The sequence below is a fragment of the Rugamonas violacea genome (assembly GCF_016461825.1).
Taxonomy (GTDB): Bacteria; Pseudomonadota; Gammaproteobacteria; order Burkholderiales; family Burkholderiaceae_D; genus Rugamonas.
The window spans coordinates 1-18,224 of the sequence record NZ_JAEMNU010000036.1 but is presented as its reverse complement, the minus strand read 5'-3'; the positions used below and the strand labels follow the sequence as shown (position 1 = coordinate 18,224).

Here is an 18,224-nt window from a genome sequence, read left to right as displayed (position 1 = left end):
CTGCGCGCCAACGCCGCGCTCTATTGGGTTTCCTGGCTGATGCGCACGCGCCCCTGCTGCACCTTGGCGCGCGCCTTCAGCTGGCTTTTCATGCGCAACGCGCGCCAGAAGATGCGCAGCCAGTCGCGCCTGACCAGCTGCGGCCGACGGCGGAAGACATCGTATTCGACCGCTTCGATGGCGTCGAGGATGGCCAGGCCGCCTTGCACCACCAGGCGCAGCTCGAAGCCGATGCGGCCGCGCAGGCGCAGCGCCAGCGGCGCGCCGCTCAGCATCAGGGCGCGGGTGCGCTCGACTTCGAACTTCATCATCGAGCGCCAGCGCGGCCGCGCGTCGACGTGGCCCAGCGCGGCCGGCGAGATGGCGTAGCGGTTCAGGTCCTCCAGCGGCAGGTAGATGCGTTCCTTGTGCAGGTCGATCGCCACGTCCTGCAGGAAATTGATGAGCTGTAGGGCCGTGCAGATGGCGTCGGAATCGCGTACATTCTCTTCATCGGCTTGTTGGTACAGTGTTAACATCATCAGGCCGACCGGGTTGGCCGAGCGGGCGCAGTAGTCGAGCAGGGCGTCGTAGCTGGCGTAGCGGCTGACGCTGACGTCCTGCTTGAAGGCGGACAGCAGGTCGCGCAACGGCCGCAGCGGCAGCTGGTACTGGGCGACGACGCCGGCCAGCCGTTCGAACAGCGGATCGTGGCCGGTTTCGCCCCGTTCGATGCGGTCCAGCGCCGTCTCGTAGGCGGCCAGGGCGGCGAGGCGTTGTTCCGGCGTGGCGTCGCCCTCGTCGGCCAGATCGTCGGCGCTGCGGGCGAAGGCGTAGATCGCTTCGACGGCGGGGCGTAGACGGCGGGGCAACAAAATTGATGCAACCGGGAAATTTTCGTAGTGGTCGACAGGCATAAAAGCGAATAATTTATATTAATGACGCGAAAGTCATTTGCAAACGGATTTGACCTGATTATAATTACTTAACGGAAAGTCATTTACTTTCCGGCCTGTAATAGTAGTGCCATCTTGAAATAGCAGCAAGCTTTAGGACCATATTCATGGCGGGACGGCGCTTCCGCGGCGCGCAGCCGCCGTCGAGTTCACCGCGTCGTGACCAATCTAATCGCCCGCATAGTAAAGGAAAATCCCGTGCCCGCCCCGAAAACCCTGCCCCACCTCCGCTTTCCGTCACGCCCCATTCCCCGTCTGCCGGCGCTGGCAACGGCCGCCGCCGCCGCCGCGCTGCTGCTGGCCGGCTGCGGCAAACCGCCCGAAGCGACCGTCGACATCCGTCCGGTGCGCGCGATGGTGCTGCACGGCAGCGACATCGACGTGAACGCCGAGTTTTCCGGCGAGGTGAGGGCGCGCATCGAGTCGCGCCTGGGCTTCCGGGTCGGCGGCAAGATCGTCGCGCGCAAGGTCGACGTCGGCACGCTGGTGAAAAAAGGCCAGGTGCTGATGCAGCTCGATCCGCAGGATCTGCAACTGTCGCAGGCGCAGGCCATGGCCGCGTTGCGCGCCGCCGAGACCAACCGCGACCTGGCGCGCGCCGAGTTGAAGCGCTATCAGGAATTGCGCGAGAAAAATTTCGTCAGCCAGGCCGTGCTCGACACCAAGGAGTCGGCCTTCAAATCGGCCCAGGCCAGCGTCGACTCGGCCATGGCGGCCTATCGCGGCCAGGCCAACCAGGCCGGCTATGCCACCTTGCTGGCCGACATAGACGGCGTGGTGACCTCGGTCGACGCCGAGGTCGGCCAGGTGGTCGTCGCCGGCACGCCGGTGGTGCGCGTGGCCAAGGCGGGCGAGAAGGAGATCGTCATCGGCCTGCCGGAGGACAAGGTCGACGTGCTGCGCCGCATCGCCGACGTGCGCGTGCGCCTGTGGGCCAATCCGCAGCAGTCGGTGGCCGGCAAGATCCGCGAGATCTCGCCGGTGGCCGACCCGTCGACCCGCACCTACACGGTCAAGGTGGCGATTCCGGACAGCCTGGCCGACGCCAAGCTGGGCATGACGGCGGTGGTGCAGTTCGCCTCGAAGACGGCGACGCCGCAGATCAAGGTGCCGCTGACGGCGCTGTTCTATGAGAAATCGGCCAGCTCCGTCTGGGTGGTCGAGAACGGTGTCGTCAAGCTGGTGCCGGTGACCATCGGCGGCGCCGCCGGCAACGACCTGGTGTTGAACAGCGGCGTCAAGGAGGGCCAGACCGTGGTCACCGCCGGCGTCAATCTGCTCAAGCCGGGCCAGAAGGTCAAGATCCTCGGCGAAGACCTGGCCGTCAAGCCCGCCGCCGCCACACCGGCCGCGACGTCGGCCACCCCGTCGGCCACCGCGCCGGCCGCCACCGCCGAGGCGTCGAAATGAAGGGCGGCTTCAATCTTTCCCGCTGGGCGCTGGAACATATCCCGCTGACGCGCTACCTGATCGCCGTGCTGCTGATCGGCGGCATGCTCAGCTATTCCAGCCTGGGCCAGGACGAGGACCCGCCGTTCACCTTCCGCGCCATGGTGATCCGCGCCAACTGGCCGGGCGCCACCGCCTTGCAGATGGCCGACCAGGTCACCGACAAGCTGGAAAAGAAGCTGCAGGAAACCCCCTTCATCGACGAGATCAGCTCCTACTCCAAGCCGGGCGAGACGTTGATCATCCTCAAGCTGCGCGAGTCGGCGCCGCCCAAGGACACCGCCGCCGCCTGGTACCAGGTGCGCAAGAAGATCGGCGACATCGTCGCGACCCTGCCGTCCGGCGTGCAGGGACCGTTCTTCAACGACGAGTTCGGCGACACCTACGGCTCCATCTTCGCGCTCGAGGGCAACGGCTTCAACTACGCCGAGATGAAGGACTACGCCGACTTCGTGCGCCAGCAATTGCTCGGCGTGCCGCTGGTGTCCAAGGTCGAGTTGTTCGGCGTGCAGGACGAGAAGATCAACATCGAGTTCTCGCACAAGAAGTTCGCCCAGTTGGGCATCTCCTTCGAGGCCATCGTCAACCAGATCGCCAGCCAGAACACGGTCGAGTCGACCGGCGTGCTGGTCACGCCGACCGACAACCTGCAGGTGCGCGTCACCGGCGCCCTGAAGACGGTCAAGGACCTGGAGGAGTTCGAGCTGCGCGCCAACGGCACCACCTTCCGCCTGGGCGACTTCGCCACCATCAAGCGTGAGTACCAGGACCCGCCGCGCGAGAAAATGCGCTTCAACGGCAAGGACGTGATCGGCCTGGGCGTCTCGATGGAGAAGGGCGGCAACATCATCGTCATGGGCAAGGCCATGCAAAAAACCGTCGACGAGCTGCGCGCCAAGCTGCCGGTGGGGATAGAGCTGAAGCGCGTGTCGAACCAGCCGGAGGCGGTGACCGCCTCGGTGAGCGAGTTCGTCCACACCTTGATCGAGGCGGTGCTGATCGTGCTGGCCGTCAGCTTCCTGGCGCTCGGCCTGCACACCAAGCCCTTCCGCCTGGACGTGCGGCCCGGCCTGGTGGTGGCGCTGACCATTCCGCTGGTGCTGTCGGTGACCTTCCTGTGCATGCGCATCCTCGACATCGACCTGCACAAGATTTCGCTCGGTGCGCTGATCATCGCCCTCGGCCTGCTGGTCGACGACGCCATCATCGCCGTCGAAATGATGGTGCGCAAGATGGAGGAGGGCATGTCGCGCTTCGACGCCGCCACCTTCGCCTACACCTCGACCGCCATGCCGATGCTGACCGGCACGCTCATCACGGTGGCCGGCTTCCTGCCGATCGGCCTGGCCAAGTCGGCCGCCGGCGAGTACACCTTTTCGCTGTTCTCGGTCAATGCGCTGGCGCTGTGCATCTCCTGGGTGGTGGCGGTGGTGTTCACGCCCTACATCGGCTACGTGTTGCTGAAGGTCAAGCCGCACGCCAGCGACGAGCACGACCTGTTCGACACGCCGGGCTTCCGCAAGTTCCGCGCCGTCGTCACCTGGTGCGTCGAGTACCGCAAGACCACCATCCTCACCACCCTGCTGGTGTTCGCGCTGGGTGTCTACGGCTTCAACTTCATCGAGAAGCAGTTCTTCCCGGATTCGAGCCGGCCCGAGCTGATGGTCGAGTTGTGGTCGCCCGAGGGCACCACCTTCGCCGCCAACGAGGCGCAGGTGAAAAAATTCGAGGCCTTCATCGCCAAGCAGGACGGGGTGGTCAGCACCACCAGCTACGTCGGCACCGGCAGCCCGCGTTTCTACCTGCCGCTGGACCAGATCTTCCCGCAGTCGAACGTGTCGCAGATCGTCGTGCTGCCGAAGGACCTGGCCACCCGCGGCATCCTGCGCGACAAGATCGTCGCCATCTTCAAGCAGGACTTCCCCGAGGTGCGCGGCCGCGTCAAGCTGCTGCCGAACGGGCCGCCGGTGCCGTATCCGGTGCAGTTCCGCGTCACCGGCACCGAGGTGGACAAGGTGCGCGCCATCGCCGACCAGGTCAAGGACATCATGCGCGCCAACCCCAGCACCCTGGGTGTGAACGACAATTGGAACGAGTCGATCAAGGTGCTGCGGCTGGACCTGGACCAGGACAAGATGCGCGCGCTGGGCGTGACCTCGCAAACGGTGATGCGCGCCGCCAACACCATCCTGTCCGGCACGACCATCGGCAAGTTCCGCGAGGATAACAAGCTGATCGACATCCAGATCCGCCAGCCGATCGAGGAGCGGCAGACTATTTCCATCCTGAACGATACGAATATTCCCACGCAAAACGGCAAGTCGGTCACCATCGGCCAGCTGGCCCGCGCCCACTTCGTGTGGGAGCCGGGCGTGGTCTGGCGCGAGGGGCGCGAATGGGCGATCACCGTGCAGTCCGACGTGGTCGACGGCATCCAGGGGCCGACCGTGTCGGGCCAGGTCAATCCGAAACTCGACGCGCTGCGCGCCAAGCTGCCGGCCGGCTACCGCATCCAGGTCAAGGGCGCGGCGGCCGACAGCGGCGCCGCCGAGGCCTCGATCGCGGCCAACCTGCCGCTGGCGATCTTCTTGATCTTCACCTTGCTGATGTTGCAGCTGCATAGCTTCTCGCGTTCGCTGCTGGTGTTCCTGACCGGTCCGCTGGGCGTGGCTGGCGCGGCGATGGCCCTGCTGTTGCTGCACCGTCCGCTCGGTTTCGTCGCCAACCTTGGCGTGATCGCGCTGTTCGGCATGATCATCCGCAACTCGGTGATCCTGGTCGACCAGATCGAGCAGGACATCGCCGGCGGCGCCGAGCCGTGGGACGCGATCGTCGAATCGGCCGTGCGCCGCTGCCGGCCGATCATCCTGACGGCCGCCGCCGCCGCGCTGGCGATGATCCCCTTGTCGCGTTCGGTGTTCTGGGGGCCGATGGCGGTGGCCATCATGGGCGGCCTGATCCTGGCGACCGCGCTGACGCTGTTGTTCCTGCCGGCGTTGTACGCCGCCTGGTTCCGGGTCAAAAAACCACAAACCCGTTCCGCCGCTTAGTCAAGGATGGAACGCAACGGCGGATTCCCCCGGGGGGATCCGCCGTTTTTCGTTTTAAATCAAACATTTGGCGCATATCCGATGATGGCCCTCAGAGGTCAGGCGGAGCCATCCTTGACACAGTGGGTTTCATATCCTAAGTTGGTCTAGCCATTGTTTAATTTGCTCATTTAGTTTTTCTTCCACGCAATTTGCAACGATGGTTTTTACGTCGGTCTACCGGGTGCGGGGATGGAGTTGTGCGTGTCGAGGGTAATCAGGGAGGTAAGCCATCCGGTATTGCTAATAACTATTATTCGAGAATGAAAATGAAAAATAAAATCAACATATCGTCACTACTTGTCGCCATGGCGATGGCATCGCTTTCCACCTCTGCGCTGGCCGACTTGGCCACCGGTTCGCAAAACATCACCGGCACGCGCACCACGCCGGCCTACGGCGACGCCGACCTGAAGGATAACGCCGGCAACCCCGGCCCCTTCGGTCCCTATACCTGGGACTACAGCTACACGCGCAGCTTCGACGGCAAGAAGCTGCTGAAGGACATCCAGATCGACTTCTCCTTCGACGCCGGACTCAACTATACCGCCGCCCAGAAGACCGCCTACGCCAACGCCGCGAAGGCCGGGGTCGCCTCGGTGTGGGACAACAAATACGCGGTCAAGGACACCAGCACCGGCCAGGTGATTCCTATTTTCGTCGCGCTGACGACCGACGGGCCGTTCAACCAGAAGGTCCAGGTGCACGCCGGCCCGGGCCGTTCGGACATGCTGAACTGGTACACCGGCGACAGCGCCAGCGTCAACGCCCACGAGGTCGGCCACATGATGGGCCTGTTCGACGAGTACATCGGCGGCGCGGTGAACCAATACCCGAATCCGACACTGTCGAACGACGGTTTGATGGGCTTGGGCGCATTAAATGCCAATCCGGTCATGTATGCGCGGTACTATCAACAGTATTACGATTACATGAAGCAGTTGAATCCGACCACGCCGTTCATCTTGACGGCCGTGCCGGAGCCGTCCGAGGTGGCGCTGTTGTGTGCCGGCTTGTTCATGTTGATGGGGATGTATGGGCGCAAACGTCAAGGCTAGGGCGGTCATTTTGCTGACTTTGTTGGTCGCCGCTTGCGCGGCGCCCGAGCGGGTCGCCGCGTCGCGGCCCGCCAGCGCACAGGAAGAAGGGCGGGCCAAGGTGGACCAGGTGGCGGCGATTATCTTGAGGGACGTGCAGCCCTTGCATGGCGGCCAGCTTATCTACCTGGCCGCCGACGGCAAGGGCTATTGCCAGCTGGTGTCGCGCCTGTCCGGCGTGACGGCGCTGGCCGAAAAGCGTTACCAGCTGGCCGTGCCGGCCGAGGCCATGGCCCGGCTGCTACGCCTGGCCGCCGCCCACGCGGCGGCGCCCATCGCCTCCAGCAGCAAGCCCGGCCTGCCGGACGCGGCCAGGCCGCGCATCGCCGTGCGCCTGGCCTCGGGGCGGAGCGTCGACGTCAGCCGCTGGCAGCACGACCACAATGCCGAATTCGACGAGTTGTACCAGGCTTTGCTGGCCGTGGCGCAAGCGGCGGCGGCGCAAAAGCCGCTCAGCGAGGGCCGCTTCGATCCGGGCTGGTTGCCGGACGGCTTCTAGCGGCGCGGAACGCGGCGTGCGCGGGTGGCGTTTGAGATTGGGGAAGGGCGGGTTTTCGAAGAAGTTAGGCAAAGAAGAGCAGAATGTTGGCGATAGGTTAAAAATCATCACATCGCGCCGAAAAACCCGTTAAAATACCGCGTTGAAGTTGAAAGCTCTCGCCTTTGGCGGGATGGGGCGGCCGTTTTCACTTACGGGTCGCCCTTTGCTTTTGTGCAAACATGCCGCGAGGATGGCGAAATTGGTAGACGCACCAGGTTTAGGTCCTGACGCCAGCAATGGTGTGGGGGTTCGAGTCCCCCTCCTCGCACCAACTGTATTTCTAATTTTTTGGACGATTTTTAAACATGGCAACTGCAGTCGAAACCTTGGGCAAACTCGAACGTCGTATCACGATCTCCTTCCCGCTGACTGATGTCCGCACCGAAGTTGAGAAACGCCTGAAAGTGCAAGCCAAGTCGGCTAAGGCACCAGGCTTCCGTCCGGGCAAAGTTCCTTTAAAAATGGTCGCAGCACAGTACGGTTATCAGATCGAAACCGAAGTGCTGAATGACAAAGTTGGCCGCGCCTTCAACGACGCCGCCAACGAAAACAACCTGCGCGTTGCCGGTTACCCACGCATCGAACCGAAGGAAGATTCGGCCGACGGCGTGCTGACCTTCGACGCCACCTTCGAAGTCTATCCGGAAGTCGTGGTCGGCGATCTGACCACCGTGGAAATCGAGACCGTCAAAGCCGAAGTGTCGGCCGCGGAAATCGACAAGACCATCGACATCCTGCGCAAGCAGCGCGTGCACTTCCACACCAAGGGTGAGGCTGGCGAACACGGCGACGGCGGCGCGGCGATTGCCGCCAACGGCGACCGCGTGACCGTCGACTTCGTCGGCTCGATCGACGACGTCGAATTCCCGGGCGGCAAGGCCGACGACTACGCCTTCGTGCTCGGCGAAGGCCGCATGCTGCCGGAGTTCGAAGCCGCCACCATCGGCCTGAAGGTCGGCCAGGCGAAGACCTTCCCATTGGCCTTCCCGGAGGACTACCATGGTAAGGACGTGGCCGGCAAGACCGCCTCGTTCACCATCACGCTGAAACAGCTGGAATGGGCGCACCTGCCGGAAGTCGACACCGAGTTCGCCAAGTCGCTGGGCGTGGCCGATGGCGACATCGCCAAAATGCGCGAAGACATCAAAGTCAACCTGGAACGCGAAGTCGCCGGCCGTGTCAAGGCCCGCAACAAGGAAGCCGTGATGGATGCGCTGGTCAAGACCGCCACCCTGGACGTGCCGCAAGCCCTGATCGCCCAGGACAGCGAGCGTCTGGCCGACATGACCCGCCAGGACATGGCGCAGCGCGGCATGAACATCAAGGACGTGCCTTTCCCGGCCGAACTGTTCGCTGAAAAAGCCGAACGTCGCGTCCGCCTGGGCCTGATCCTGTCGCAACTGGTTGGCGACAACAAGCTGCAAGCCACGCCTGAGCAAGTCAAAGCGCAAGTCGAAGACTTCGCCCAAAGCTACGAAGACCCGCGCGAAGTGCTGAAGTACTACTACAGCGACCGTCGCCGTCTGGCCGAAGTCGAAGCCCTTGTATTGGAAGAAAACGTCGTCAACTACGTACTGGGCCTGTCCAAGTCGTCGTCCAAGGTTGTCGCGTTCGATGAATTGATGGGAAGCAACGCTCAAGCGTAATCCAGCTTAGGCTAGAATAAGGACGGTCTCCGGTAGTCGTTCCGCCTCGCGCGGGGCGGCCGCCGCGAGGCCGTCTGGCAATCGACCCTGGCTGCTTCACAAGGAAAAGGAATACTGGTATGAACCGAAATCCGGCGCTGGACACACAAATGCTCGGCCTGGTGCCGATGGTGGTCGAACAGAGCGGCCGCGGCGAGCGCTCCTACGACATCTATTCGCGCCTGCTCAAAGAGCGCGTGATCTTCATGGTTGGCCCCGTCAACGACCAGATGGCGAACTTGATCGTCGCCCAGTTGTTGTTCCTGGAGAGCGAAAATCCCGACAAGGACATCTCGCTCTACATCAACTCGCCTGGCGGCTCGGTCTCGGCCGGCATGGCCATCTTCGACACGATGCAGTTCATCAAGCCCGACGTCTCGACGTTGTGCACCGGCATGGCCGCCTCGATGGGCGCCTTCCTGCTGGCCGCCGGCGCCAAGGGCAAGCGCTTCTCGCTGCCGAACTCGCGCATCATGATCCACCAGCCGTCCGGTGGCTCGCAGGGCCAGGCCTCGGACATCGAGATCCAGGCCAAGGAAATCCTCTACCTGCGCCACCGCCTGAACAGCATCCTGGCGGAGCGCACCGGTCAGACGGTCGAGCAGATCGCCAAGGACACGGACCGCGACCGCTTCCTGTCCGCCGACGAGGCCGCGGAGTACGGTTTGATCGACAAAGTGTTGACCAGCCGCGCTTGATGCGTCCCAAGCGGTCTTGCTAAAAAAACGCCCGGACGCTCAAACGTTCGGGCGTTTCGTTTTCATTTCGGGTAGCATGGTGGTTACGCGCGGTTTTTCCGTGGCAAACATGCTTTCCGGCACCAGCAACACCCCTACTGCTAAACCAAAGAAAACTGCCCCATGTCAGACAAAAAATCCTCCAGCGGCGAAAAATTACTGTACTGCTCGTTTTGCGGCAAGAGCCAGCACGAGGTAAAGAAACTCATCGCCGGCCCGTCGGTCTTCATCTGCGACGAATGCATTGACCTGTGCAATGACATTATCCGCGACGAAACCTCGGCCATCGAGTCGGTCGCCGGCGCCAAGTCGGACCTGCCGACCCCGCACGAAATCAAGGATCTGCTCGACCAGTACGTGATCGGCCAGCAAACGGCCAAGCGCATCCTGTCGGTGGCGGTGTACAACCACTACAAGCGCCTCAAGCACTTGGGCAAGAAGGACGACATCGAGCTGGCCAAGAGCAACATCCTGCTGGTCGGCCCCACCGGCTCCGGCAAGACCCTGCTGGCGCAGACCCTGGCGCGCATGCTCAACGTGCCCTTCGTCATCGCCGACGCCACCACGCTGACCGAAGCCGGTTATGTCGGTGAGGATGTCGAGAATATCATCCAGAAACTGTTGCAAAGTTGCAACTACGATGTCGAGAAGGCCCAGCGCGGCATTGTCTACATCGATGAGATCGACAAGATCTCGCGCAAGTCGGACAATCCGTCGATCACCCGCGACGTTTCGGGCGAGGGCGTGCAGCAGGCGCTGCTGAAGCTGATCGAGGGCACCATGGCCTCGGTGCCGCCACAGGGCGGCCGCAAGCATCCGAACCAGGACTTCGTGCAGATCGACACCACCAACATCATGTTCATCTGCGGCGGCGCCTTCGACGGCCTGGCCAAGGTGATCGCCAACCGTTCGGAGAAGAGCGGCATCGGCTTCTCGGCCAGCGTGAAGAGCAAGTCCGAGCGTTCGGCCAGCGACGTGCTGCTGGAAGCCGAACCGGAGGATCTGATCAAGTTCGGCCTGATCCCCGAGCTGGTCGGCCGTCTGCCGGTGGTCGCCACCCTGTCCGAGCTGACCGAGGAGGCGCTGATCCAGATCCTGATCGAGCCGAAGAACGCCCTGGTCAAGCAATACTCGAAGCTGCTCGACATGGAAGGCGCCGAGTTGGAGATTCGTCCGGCCGCCCTGCACGCGATCGCCAAGAAGGCGTTGGCGCGCAAGACCGGCGCCCGCGGCCTGCGCTCGATCCTCGAGCACGCCTTGCTGGACGTCATGTACGAACTGCCCAACGAGCAGAACGTCACCAAGGTGGTGATCGACGAGAACACCATCACCAGCGGCGCCAAACCGTTATTGATTTATCAGGAACCGGCCAAGGCATCGGGCGAGAATTAAATAAGTATTCGACATCGTCCGCACAGATGCGAAAAAAAATTTCGCATCCGTGGGGCGAGGCGGTACAATTTAAATCAATAAAAGAATGCAGGCTTCAGTCGGAAAGCCACTCGCGACAGATCTGCCGCGCGTGGCTTTTTTATTTGAATTGCATTCGCTTAGAGCACGGCAGCCAAGGTTTCAGGCAATGTTTAATTGTCCTGAGAATTATTTCCGACCGCCGTCTTGTGATTCGGCAGATGAGTGCCACATCATAAACACGCATTCTCATAAGGTACGCCATGACAACTTCCAAATTAACTGAGCAAACTCAACTGCCGTTATTGCCGTTGCGGGACGTTGTAGTTTTCCCGCATATGGTGATACCGCTGTTCGTAGGGCGCCCAAAATCGATCAAGGCGCTGGAAGCGGCTATGGAGCAGGGCAAGAGCATCATGCTTGCCGCGCAAAAAGCTGCAGCCAAGGACGAACCTTCTGCCTCCGATATCTACGAAATCGGTTGCGTGGCCAATATTCTGCAAATGCTGAAACTGCCGGACGGCACCGTCAAGGTGCTGGTCGAAGGCGCCCAGCGCGCCCGCATCAAGCGCATCACCGACACGCCGTCGCACTTCGTGGCCGACCTGACGCCGCTCGAATCCGAGCTGGGCGACGATTCGGAAATCGAAGCGATGCGCCGCGCCATCGTTCAGCAGTTCGACCAGTACGTCAAACTCAACAAGAAAATCCCGCCGGAGATCCTCGCCTCGCTGTCGGGCATCGACGACGCCGGCCGCCTGGCCGACACCGTCGCCGCCCACCTGCCGCTCAAGCTTGAGCAAAAGCAGGTGATCCTGGAGATCTTCAGCGTCGCCAAGCGCCTTGAGCACCTGCTCGGCCAACTGGAAGGCGAACTCGACATTCTGCAAGTGGAAAAGCGCATCCGTGGCCGCGTCAAGCGCCAGATGGAGAAATCCCAGCGCGAGTACTACCTGAACGAGCAGGTCAAGGCGATCCAGAAGGAACTGGGCGAGGGCGAGGATGGCGCCGACCTCGACGAGCTGGAGAAGAAGGTGGTCAGCGCCAAGATGCCGAAGGAAGCGCTGGACAAGGCCACCGCCGAGCTGAAAAAGCTCAAGCTGATGTCGCCGATGTCGGCCGAGGCCACCGTGGTGCGCAACTACATCGACACCCTGGTCAGCCTGCCGTGGAAGAAGAAGTCCAAGGTGAACAACGACCTGACCAACGCCGAGAAGGTGTTGGAGGGCGATCACTACGGTCTCGACAAGGTCAAGGAACGCATCCTGGAATACCTCGCGGTGCAACAACGCGTCGACAAGCTGAAGGCGCCGATCCTGTGCTTCGTCGGTCCTCCGGGCGTCGGCAAGACCTCGCTGGGCCAGTCGATCGCCCGCGCCACCAACCGCAAGTTCGTGCGGATGGCGCTCGGTGGCGTGCGTGACGAGGCCGAGATCCGTGGCCACCGCCGCACCTACATCGGCTCCATGCCGGGCAAGATCCTGCAATCGCTGGCCAAGGTCGGCGTGCGCAATCCGCTGTTCCTGCTGGACGAGGTCGACAAGATGGGCGCGGACTTCCGTGGCGACCCTTCTTCGGCCCTGCTCGAGGTGCTCGATCCGGAACAGAACCATACGTTCTCCGATCACTACATCGAGGTCGACTTCGACCTGTCCGATGTGATGTTCGTGGCCACCTCGAACTCGTACAACATTCCGCCGGCGCTGCTCGACCGGATGGAAGTGATCCGCTTGTCGGGTTACACCGAGGACGAAAAGACCAGCATCGCCCAGCGTTACCTGTTGCCGAAGCAGATCAAGAACAACGGCCTGAAGGAAGATGAGATCTCGGTGGCCGAGTCGGCGCTGCGCGACATCATCCGCTACTACACCCGCGAAGCCGGCGTTCGTTCGCTTGAGCGCGAAGTGTCGAAGATCTGCCGCAAGGTGGTCAAGATGCTGCTGCTGAAGAAGACCGAGAAGAAGGTCGTCGTCACCAGCAAGAACCTGGACAAGTTCCTCGGTGTGCGCCGTTACGATTTCGGTGTCGCCGAGAAGGAAAACCAGGTTGGCCAGGTGGTTGGCCTGGCCTGGACCGAGGTGGGCGGCGATCTGCTGACCATCGAGGCGGTGCAAATGCCGGGCAAGGGCGGCATCATCCGCACCGGCACGCTGGGCGATGTGATGAAAGAGTCGATCGAGGCGGCCCGCACCGTGGTGCGCAGTCGTGCGGCGCGTCTGGGCATCAAGTCCGACGTGTTCGAGAAGAGCGACATCCACATCCACGTGCCGGAAGGCGCCACGCCGAAGGACGGTCCTTCGGCCGGCGCGGCGATGACGGTGGCGCTGGTGTCGGTGTTCACCGGCATTCCGGTGCGCGCCGATGTGGCGATGACCGGCGAGATCACGCTGCGTGGCGAGGTGCTGCCGATCGGCGGTCTGAAGGAGAAGCTGTTGGCGGCGCATCGCGGCGGCATCAAGACCGTGCTGATCCCCGAGCAGAACGTCAAGGATCTGGCCGAAATTCCGGACAATGTGAAGAACAAACTGGAGATCGTGCCGGTGCGTTGGATCGACAAAGTCCTGGAAATCGCCCTCGAGCGCATGCCCGAGGCGCTGGTGGAAGTGCCCGCGGTGGAAGCCGTGGCCGCTGCCGCCGTCAAGGTGGATGGCCAGGGGGAAGTGGTAAAACACTAACTTTTAGCATCTGGTAATACCCAAACAAGCGCTCTGGTAGCGCTTGTTTGTTATTTAAAGCCCATTTCCACGGGTAAAGCGCTTGACACGAGGGGAGTGTGGCTTGTTTAATACGGCCTGAGATTTTTCTCTGCCGGCGGTTTTGTTTAAAACAGAATCTGGCGGTAAAACGATATAAACCTTTGTGACGGGGAAGCTAGTGAATAAGACTGAATTGATCGACCATATTGCCCAATCCGCTGATATTTCGAAAGCGGCTGCGGCGCGCGCGCTGGATGCGGTGATCGACGGTGTAACAACAACCTTGCAAAAGAACGACAGCGTCACCCTGGTCGGCTTTGGCACTTTCTCCGTGAGCGAACGCGCTGCCCGTACCGGCCGCAATCCGCGCACGAAAGAAGCGATCCAGATCGATGCAGCTAAGGTCCCTAAATTTAAAGCTGGCAAAGCTTTGAAGGATGCTGTAAACTAACGGACTTCGGTGGGCAGCTGCGGTTTTCCCAGCTGCTGCCGGGTTGTTCGATTGGGGGCTTAGCTCAGTTGGTAGAGCGGCGCCCTTACAAGGCGTAGGTCGGGAGTTCGAGCCTCTCAGCCCCCACCAGCCGAGCATGTAGTCGAGCAGTATCTGGAGCGGTAGTTCAGTTGGTTAGAATACCGGCCTGTCACGCCGGGGGTCGCGGGTTCGAGTCCCGTCCGCTCCGCCAGAACATGAAAACCCTGCAAGCTTAATCGCTTGCAGGGTTTTTTCATTTATAGTCGCCGCTATGTCGATATTCTCCGTGGCGGAATATGTCGCCGCGGCGCCGCGATTAACTCGCTGGCCACAACATGGGCGTTTTGCCAATGATTTGCGCTTGCTATAGCGGTAGCCGCACTGTAAAATCGCGTGATACCGATTTTTCCGGCATGTTCTTCGTTCAATGTGCCGTGCAAGTCGTTGAATTTAAAGGGGAAGTGGGCGAAGTTTTAGCTGACCCGTCCATTCCGCCAGATCCAGAAGAGGCGAACGAAAGTTCGCCTTTTTTTGTATGTGCAAGTTCCACTCAATCCGAATTGGCTGACCATGTTTGAATTTATTCGCACCCATCAACGCTTGATGCAGTTTTTCCTGATGTTGCTCATCGTTCCGTCCTTCGCGCTGGTCGGCATCAGCAGCTACAAGGGTTTCGGCGACGACGCCAGCACCATCGCCAAGATCGACGGCCATGCGCTGACCCAGCAGGAGTTCGAGTCGGCGCTGCGCAACCAGCTCGAGAGCTACCGCCAGCGGATGGGCGCGCAGTTCGACCAGAAGCTGTTCGACACCGCCGAGTTCAAGCAAACCGTGCTTGATTCGCTGATCGCCGAGCGCGCCGTCGGCGCCGAGGTGGCGCGCAGCCATCTGACCATCAGCGACGCCACACTGCAGAAGACCATTCTGGAAGTGTTCGGCGGCGACGGCAAGTTCGACCTGGAACGCTACAAGGCGATCCTGAGCGCGCAAGGCATGACGCCGGCGCAGAACGACGCCCGCATGCGCCGCGACCTGGCGTTGCAGCAGCTGAGCACCGCCATCGAGGGCACCGCCTTCGTGCCGCGCACCGTGGCCAAGGTCGTCTCCGACATCGGCGCGCAGGAGCGCGAGGTGCAGGAGCTGGTGTTGCCGGTGGCCGAATTCCTGCCCCAGGTCAAAGTCACCGACGAGATGGTCAAGGCCTTCTACGACAAGAACAGCAAGTTCTTCGAGGTGCCCGAGCAGGCCAAGATCGAATACGTGCTGTTCAACAGCGCCGCCGTGCAGGACCAGGTCGCCGTCACCGACGCCGACGTGGCCGCCTACTACGAGCAGAACCAGAAGCGCTACGCCAGCGAAGAAACGCGTCGCGCCAGCCACATCCTGGTTACCCTGAAGAAGGACGCCAGCGCCGCCGACAAGGCCGCCGCCAAGGCCAAGGCCGAAGCCATCCTGGCCGAGGTGCGCAAGGCGCCGGCCGACTTCGCCAAGATCGCCAAGGCAAAATCGGAAGATCCGGGCTCGGCCGAACTGGGCGGCGACCTCGACGTCATCGCCAAGGGCTCGCTGGTCAAGCCGGTGGAGGACGCCATTTTCAAGCTCAAGCAGGGCGAGATCAGCGACCTGGTGGCCTCGGAATTCGGTTTCCACATCATCACCGTGACCTCGCTGAAAGCCTCGGCCGTCAAGCCGCTGGATGAGGTGAAGGGCGAAATCGCCGCCGAGCTGAAGAAGCAGAAGGCCGCCAAGAAGTATTCCGAGCTGGCCGAAGCCTTCACCAACACCGTCTACGAGCAGGCCGACAGCCTGAAGCCGGTGGCCGACAAGCTGAAACTGAAAGTGGAAACCGTTGCCGGCCTGAGCCGTCAGCCGTCGCCGCAACTGGGCGCCGCGCCGTTCAACCACGCCAAGTTCCTGAGCGCCCTGTTCGCCGACGACACCTTGAAGAACAAGCGCAACACCGAAGCCGTCGAAGTCGCGCCGAGCACCCTGATCGCCGGCCGCGTGCTGGAGTACAAAGCGGCGAGCAAGCGTCCGCTGGCCGAAGTCGACGCCCTGATCCGTCAGCGCGTGACGATGGAAGAAGCGGTCAAGCTGGCCAAGAAGGCCGGCGAGGACAAGTTGGCCGCGTTGCGTAAATCGGGCGAAGCCACCGGCTTCGGCGCCAGCAAGACCGTGTCGCGCGCCAAGGCCGACGGCATCAACGGCGCCGCCGTGCTGCAAGTGATGAAGGCGGACACCAGCAAGCTGCCGGCCTACATCGGTGTCGACGTGCCTGGCCTGGGTTATGGCATCTACCGCATCGCCAAGGTGCAGCAGCCGGTCGAGCAGGACGAGGCCCGCCGCAAGTCGGAGCAGGAGCAGATCGCCAACATCCTGGCCCAGCAAGAGATGCACGACTATGTCGAAGTGCTCAAGCACAAGGCCAAGGTCAAGATCGTCAAGCCGATCGCCGTGGCGAGCAGCGAAGCCAAGACCGAGGGCGACGCCAAGTAAGCCCCGCCGCAACAGGGCACTTCGAAAAACCACCAAATTGTCGTTCCCGCGTAGGCGGGAACCCATGCTGAGCCAATGGACATGCGGGGTATAGATTCCCGCCTGCGCGGGAATGACGGTTTTTCGAGGGCCCAACAGAGAAGAAGCCGCTTTCGAGCGGCTTTTTTATTGCCCGAGCGGCGACTGTGGTTTGCGCGCACTATTGATAAAAAAAGATATCCGAAGGCCAACGCAAGAGCTCTGTTGCCTGAGATAATTTCGCTCCGCCAAGGCGCGCGATCGCCACGCCACCATCCAACGCAACGAGGACCGCATGAGCAAGACCCCACACCCCGACGAGGAGGCACAACGCTTCCGCCGCCGTCTGTTTGTCCTGGCGGTGATCGCGGTGCTCGGACTGGCCGCGCTGAGCGCGCGCCTGGTCTGGTTGCAGGCGCTGCAATGAGGCGGGCGATGATGAGCATCGGCGCCGCCGACGCCGGCGGGCCGGCCGCGCTGTGGGGCCGCCTGCGGCCCTATCTGGCGGTGGACGCGCCACTGGCGCTGTGCATCGTGTTGTTGATGTCGACCGGATTGCTGACGCTGTACTCGGCCAGCATCGACTTCCCCGGCCGCTTCGCCTTGCAATTGCGCCACATGCTGGTGGCGCTGGGCGTCATGTGGGTGGTGGCGAACGTGCCGCCGCAGGTGCTGATGCGCCATGCCGCAGCGATCTACGGCGTCGGCGTGGCCTTGCTGCTGGCGGTGTTCCTGATCGGCGTCAGCAAGAAGGGGGCGAAGCGCTGGTTACATATCGGCATTGATATCCAGCCGTCCGAAATCATGAAGATCGCCATGCCCTTGATGCTGGCCTGGTTCTTCCATCAATACGCCGGCATGCGGCGTTGGAAGGCTTTCCTGGTGGCGAGCTTGCTGCTGTTGCTGCCGGTGGCGCTGATCATGAAGCAGCCCGATCTCGGTACCGCCTTGCTGGTGTTGGCGGCCGGCGGCTATGTGATCATCCTGGCCGGCCTGTCGTGGAAGGCGCTGGCGGGGCTGGCGGCGACAGCGGCGCTGAGCCTGCCGCTGGCCTGGCCGCTGCTGCACGACTACCAGCGCCATCGCGTGATGACCTTGATCGATCCCACGGCCGACCCGCTGGGCAAGGGCTTCCAGGTTCTGCAGGCCGGCATCGCCATCGGCTCGGGCGGCATGGGTGGCAAGGGTTGGATGGAGGGCACCCAGGGCCGCCTAGGCTTTCTACCGGAGCGCTCGACCGATTTCATTTTCTCGGTCTACGCGGAAGAGTTCGGCCTGGCCGGCAACCTGGTCTTGCTGGTGATGTACTTCCTGCTGGTCCTGCGCGGCCTGCAGATCACCGCCAACGCTGGCACCGCCTTCTCGCGCCTGCTGGCCGGGGCGGTCACGATGATTTTCTTCACCTACGCCTTCGTCAACATCGGCATGGTCAGCGGCATCGTCCCGGTGGTCGGCGTGCCGCTGCCCTTTATCAGCTACGGCGGCACGGCCCTGATGACGCTGGGCCTAGCAGTCTGTCGGACTTGAAGCTAGATGAGGGCTGCTCTGCCGCGTCTAGCTGGATTTCGCCAACTTATTTCCATGAATTGGTCGCGAACG

The 18,224-nt window shown here is 62.2% G+C and carries 14 protein-coding genes and 3 tRNA genes; 16 read left to right on the top strand and 1 reads right to left on the bottom strand.

The annotated features are described in order from the left end of the window. Positions 1-20: 20 nt before the first annotated feature. Positions 21-896 carry a squalene synthase HpnC gene (gene hpnC, locus H7U20_RS07420; RefSeq protein ID WP_199518961.1) on the bottom strand — a complete coding sequence of 292 codons (876 nt, stop codon included), beginning with the start codon at positions 894-896 and terminating at the stop codon, positions 21-23. 237 nt (positions 897-1,133) lie between these two features. On the opposite strand from hpnC, the gene H7U20_RS07415 reads away from it, so the two are divergent. The 16 genes from H7U20_RS07415 to rodA all read left to right on the top strand — a co-directional run bounded on the left by H7U20_RS07415 (position 1,134) and on the right by rodA (position 18,152). Next, positions 1,134-2,345, top strand: a complete 1,212-nt coding sequence (locus H7U20_RS07415) for an efflux RND transporter periplasmic adaptor subunit (RefSeq protein ID WP_370593102.1) — start codon at positions 1,134-1,136, stop codon at positions 2,343-2,345. Then, positions 2,342-5,434 carry an efflux RND transporter permease subunit gene (locus H7U20_RS07410; RefSeq protein ID WP_199518960.1) on the top strand — a complete coding sequence of 1,031 codons (3,093 nt, stop codon included), beginning with the start codon at positions 2,342-2,344 and terminating at the stop codon, positions 5,432-5,434. Before H7U20_RS07415 ends, H7U20_RS07410 begins: the two co-directional genes overlap by 4 nt. Positions 5,435-5,742: 308 nt before the next feature. Continuing rightward, positions 5,743-6,531 (top strand): PEP-CTERM sorting domain-containing protein, encoded by a 789-nt coding sequence (locus tag H7U20_RS07405; protein ID WP_199518959.1) that lies wholly within the window; start codon positions 5,743-5,745, stop codon positions 6,529-6,531. Between the two features lie 10 nt (positions 6,532-6,541). Then, positions 6,542-7,069, top strand: a complete 528-nt coding sequence (locus H7U20_RS07400; protein ID WP_199518958.1) for a hypothetical protein — start codon at positions 6,542-6,544, stop codon at positions 7,067-7,069. 226 nt (positions 7,070-7,295) lie between these two features. Further along, positions 7,296-7,382: transfer RNA gene (locus H7U20_RS07395), tRNA-Leu, on the top strand. A gap of 34 nt (positions 7,383-7,416) precedes the next feature. Next, positions 7,417-8,757, top strand: a complete 1,341-nt coding sequence (gene tig / locus H7U20_RS07390) for a trigger factor (protein ID WP_199518957.1) — start codon at positions 7,417-7,419, stop codon at positions 8,755-8,757. Between the two features lie 119 nt (positions 8,758-8,876). After that, positions 8,877-9,494 carry an ATP-dependent Clp endopeptidase proteolytic subunit ClpP gene (gene clpP, locus H7U20_RS07385; RefSeq protein WP_174900670.1) on the top strand — a complete coding sequence of 206 codons (618 nt, stop codon included), beginning with the start codon at positions 8,877-8,879 and terminating at the stop codon, positions 9,492-9,494. Between the two features lie 162 nt (positions 9,495-9,656). Continuing rightward, positions 9,657-10,925 carry an ATP-dependent Clp protease ATP-binding subunit ClpX gene (gene clpX / locus H7U20_RS07380; RefSeq protein ID WP_199518956.1) on the top strand — a complete coding sequence of 423 codons (1,269 nt, stop codon included), beginning with the start codon at positions 9,657-9,659 and terminating at the stop codon, positions 10,923-10,925. Between the two features lie 281 nt (positions 10,926-11,206). Then, positions 11,207-13,618 carry an endopeptidase La gene (gene lon / locus H7U20_RS07375; RefSeq protein ID WP_199518955.1) on the top strand — a complete coding sequence of 804 codons (2,412 nt, stop codon included), beginning with the start codon at positions 11,207-11,209 and terminating at the stop codon, positions 13,616-13,618. 184 nt (positions 13,619-13,802) lie between these two features. Then, positions 13,803-14,090: an HU family DNA-binding protein gene (locus H7U20_RS07370; protein WP_370593101.1), complete on the top strand. Its 288-nt coding sequence runs from the start codon at positions 13,803-13,805 to the stop codon at positions 14,088-14,090. A gap of 53 nt (positions 14,091-14,143) precedes the next feature. Beyond that, positions 14,144-14,219, top strand: a tRNA-Val gene (locus H7U20_RS07365). Positions 14,220-14,245: 26 nt separating this feature from the next. After that, positions 14,246-14,322: transfer RNA gene (locus tag H7U20_RS07360), tRNA-Asp, on the top strand. A 124-nt stretch (positions 14,323-14,446) separates the two neighbouring features. Further along, complete coding sequence (locus H7U20_RS07355) at positions 14,447-14,689, top strand: hypothetical protein (protein ID WP_199518954.1); 243 nt, start codon at positions 14,447-14,449, stop codon at positions 14,687-14,689. Next, entirely contained in the window at positions 14,682-16,607 is a 1,926-nt protein-coding gene (locus H7U20_RS07350) for a SurA N-terminal domain-containing protein (RefSeq protein ID WP_199518953.1), read from the top strand. Before H7U20_RS07355 ends, H7U20_RS07350 begins: the two co-directional genes overlap by 8 nt. Before the next feature lie 313 nt (positions 16,608-16,920). Continuing rightward, positions 16,921-17,052, top strand: coding sequence for a hypothetical protein (locus tag H7U20_RS30640; RefSeq protein ID WP_255522487.1), 132 nt, complete (start codon positions 16,921-16,923; stop codon positions 17,050-17,052). After that, a complete protein-coding gene (gene rodA, locus H7U20_RS07345) occupies positions 17,049-18,152 on the top strand; it encodes a rod shape-determining protein RodA (RefSeq protein ID WP_233410565.1) in 1,104 nt (367 codons plus the stop codon). Before H7U20_RS30640 ends, rodA begins: the two co-directional genes overlap by 4 nt. Positions 18,153-18,224 lie beyond the last annotated feature (72 nt).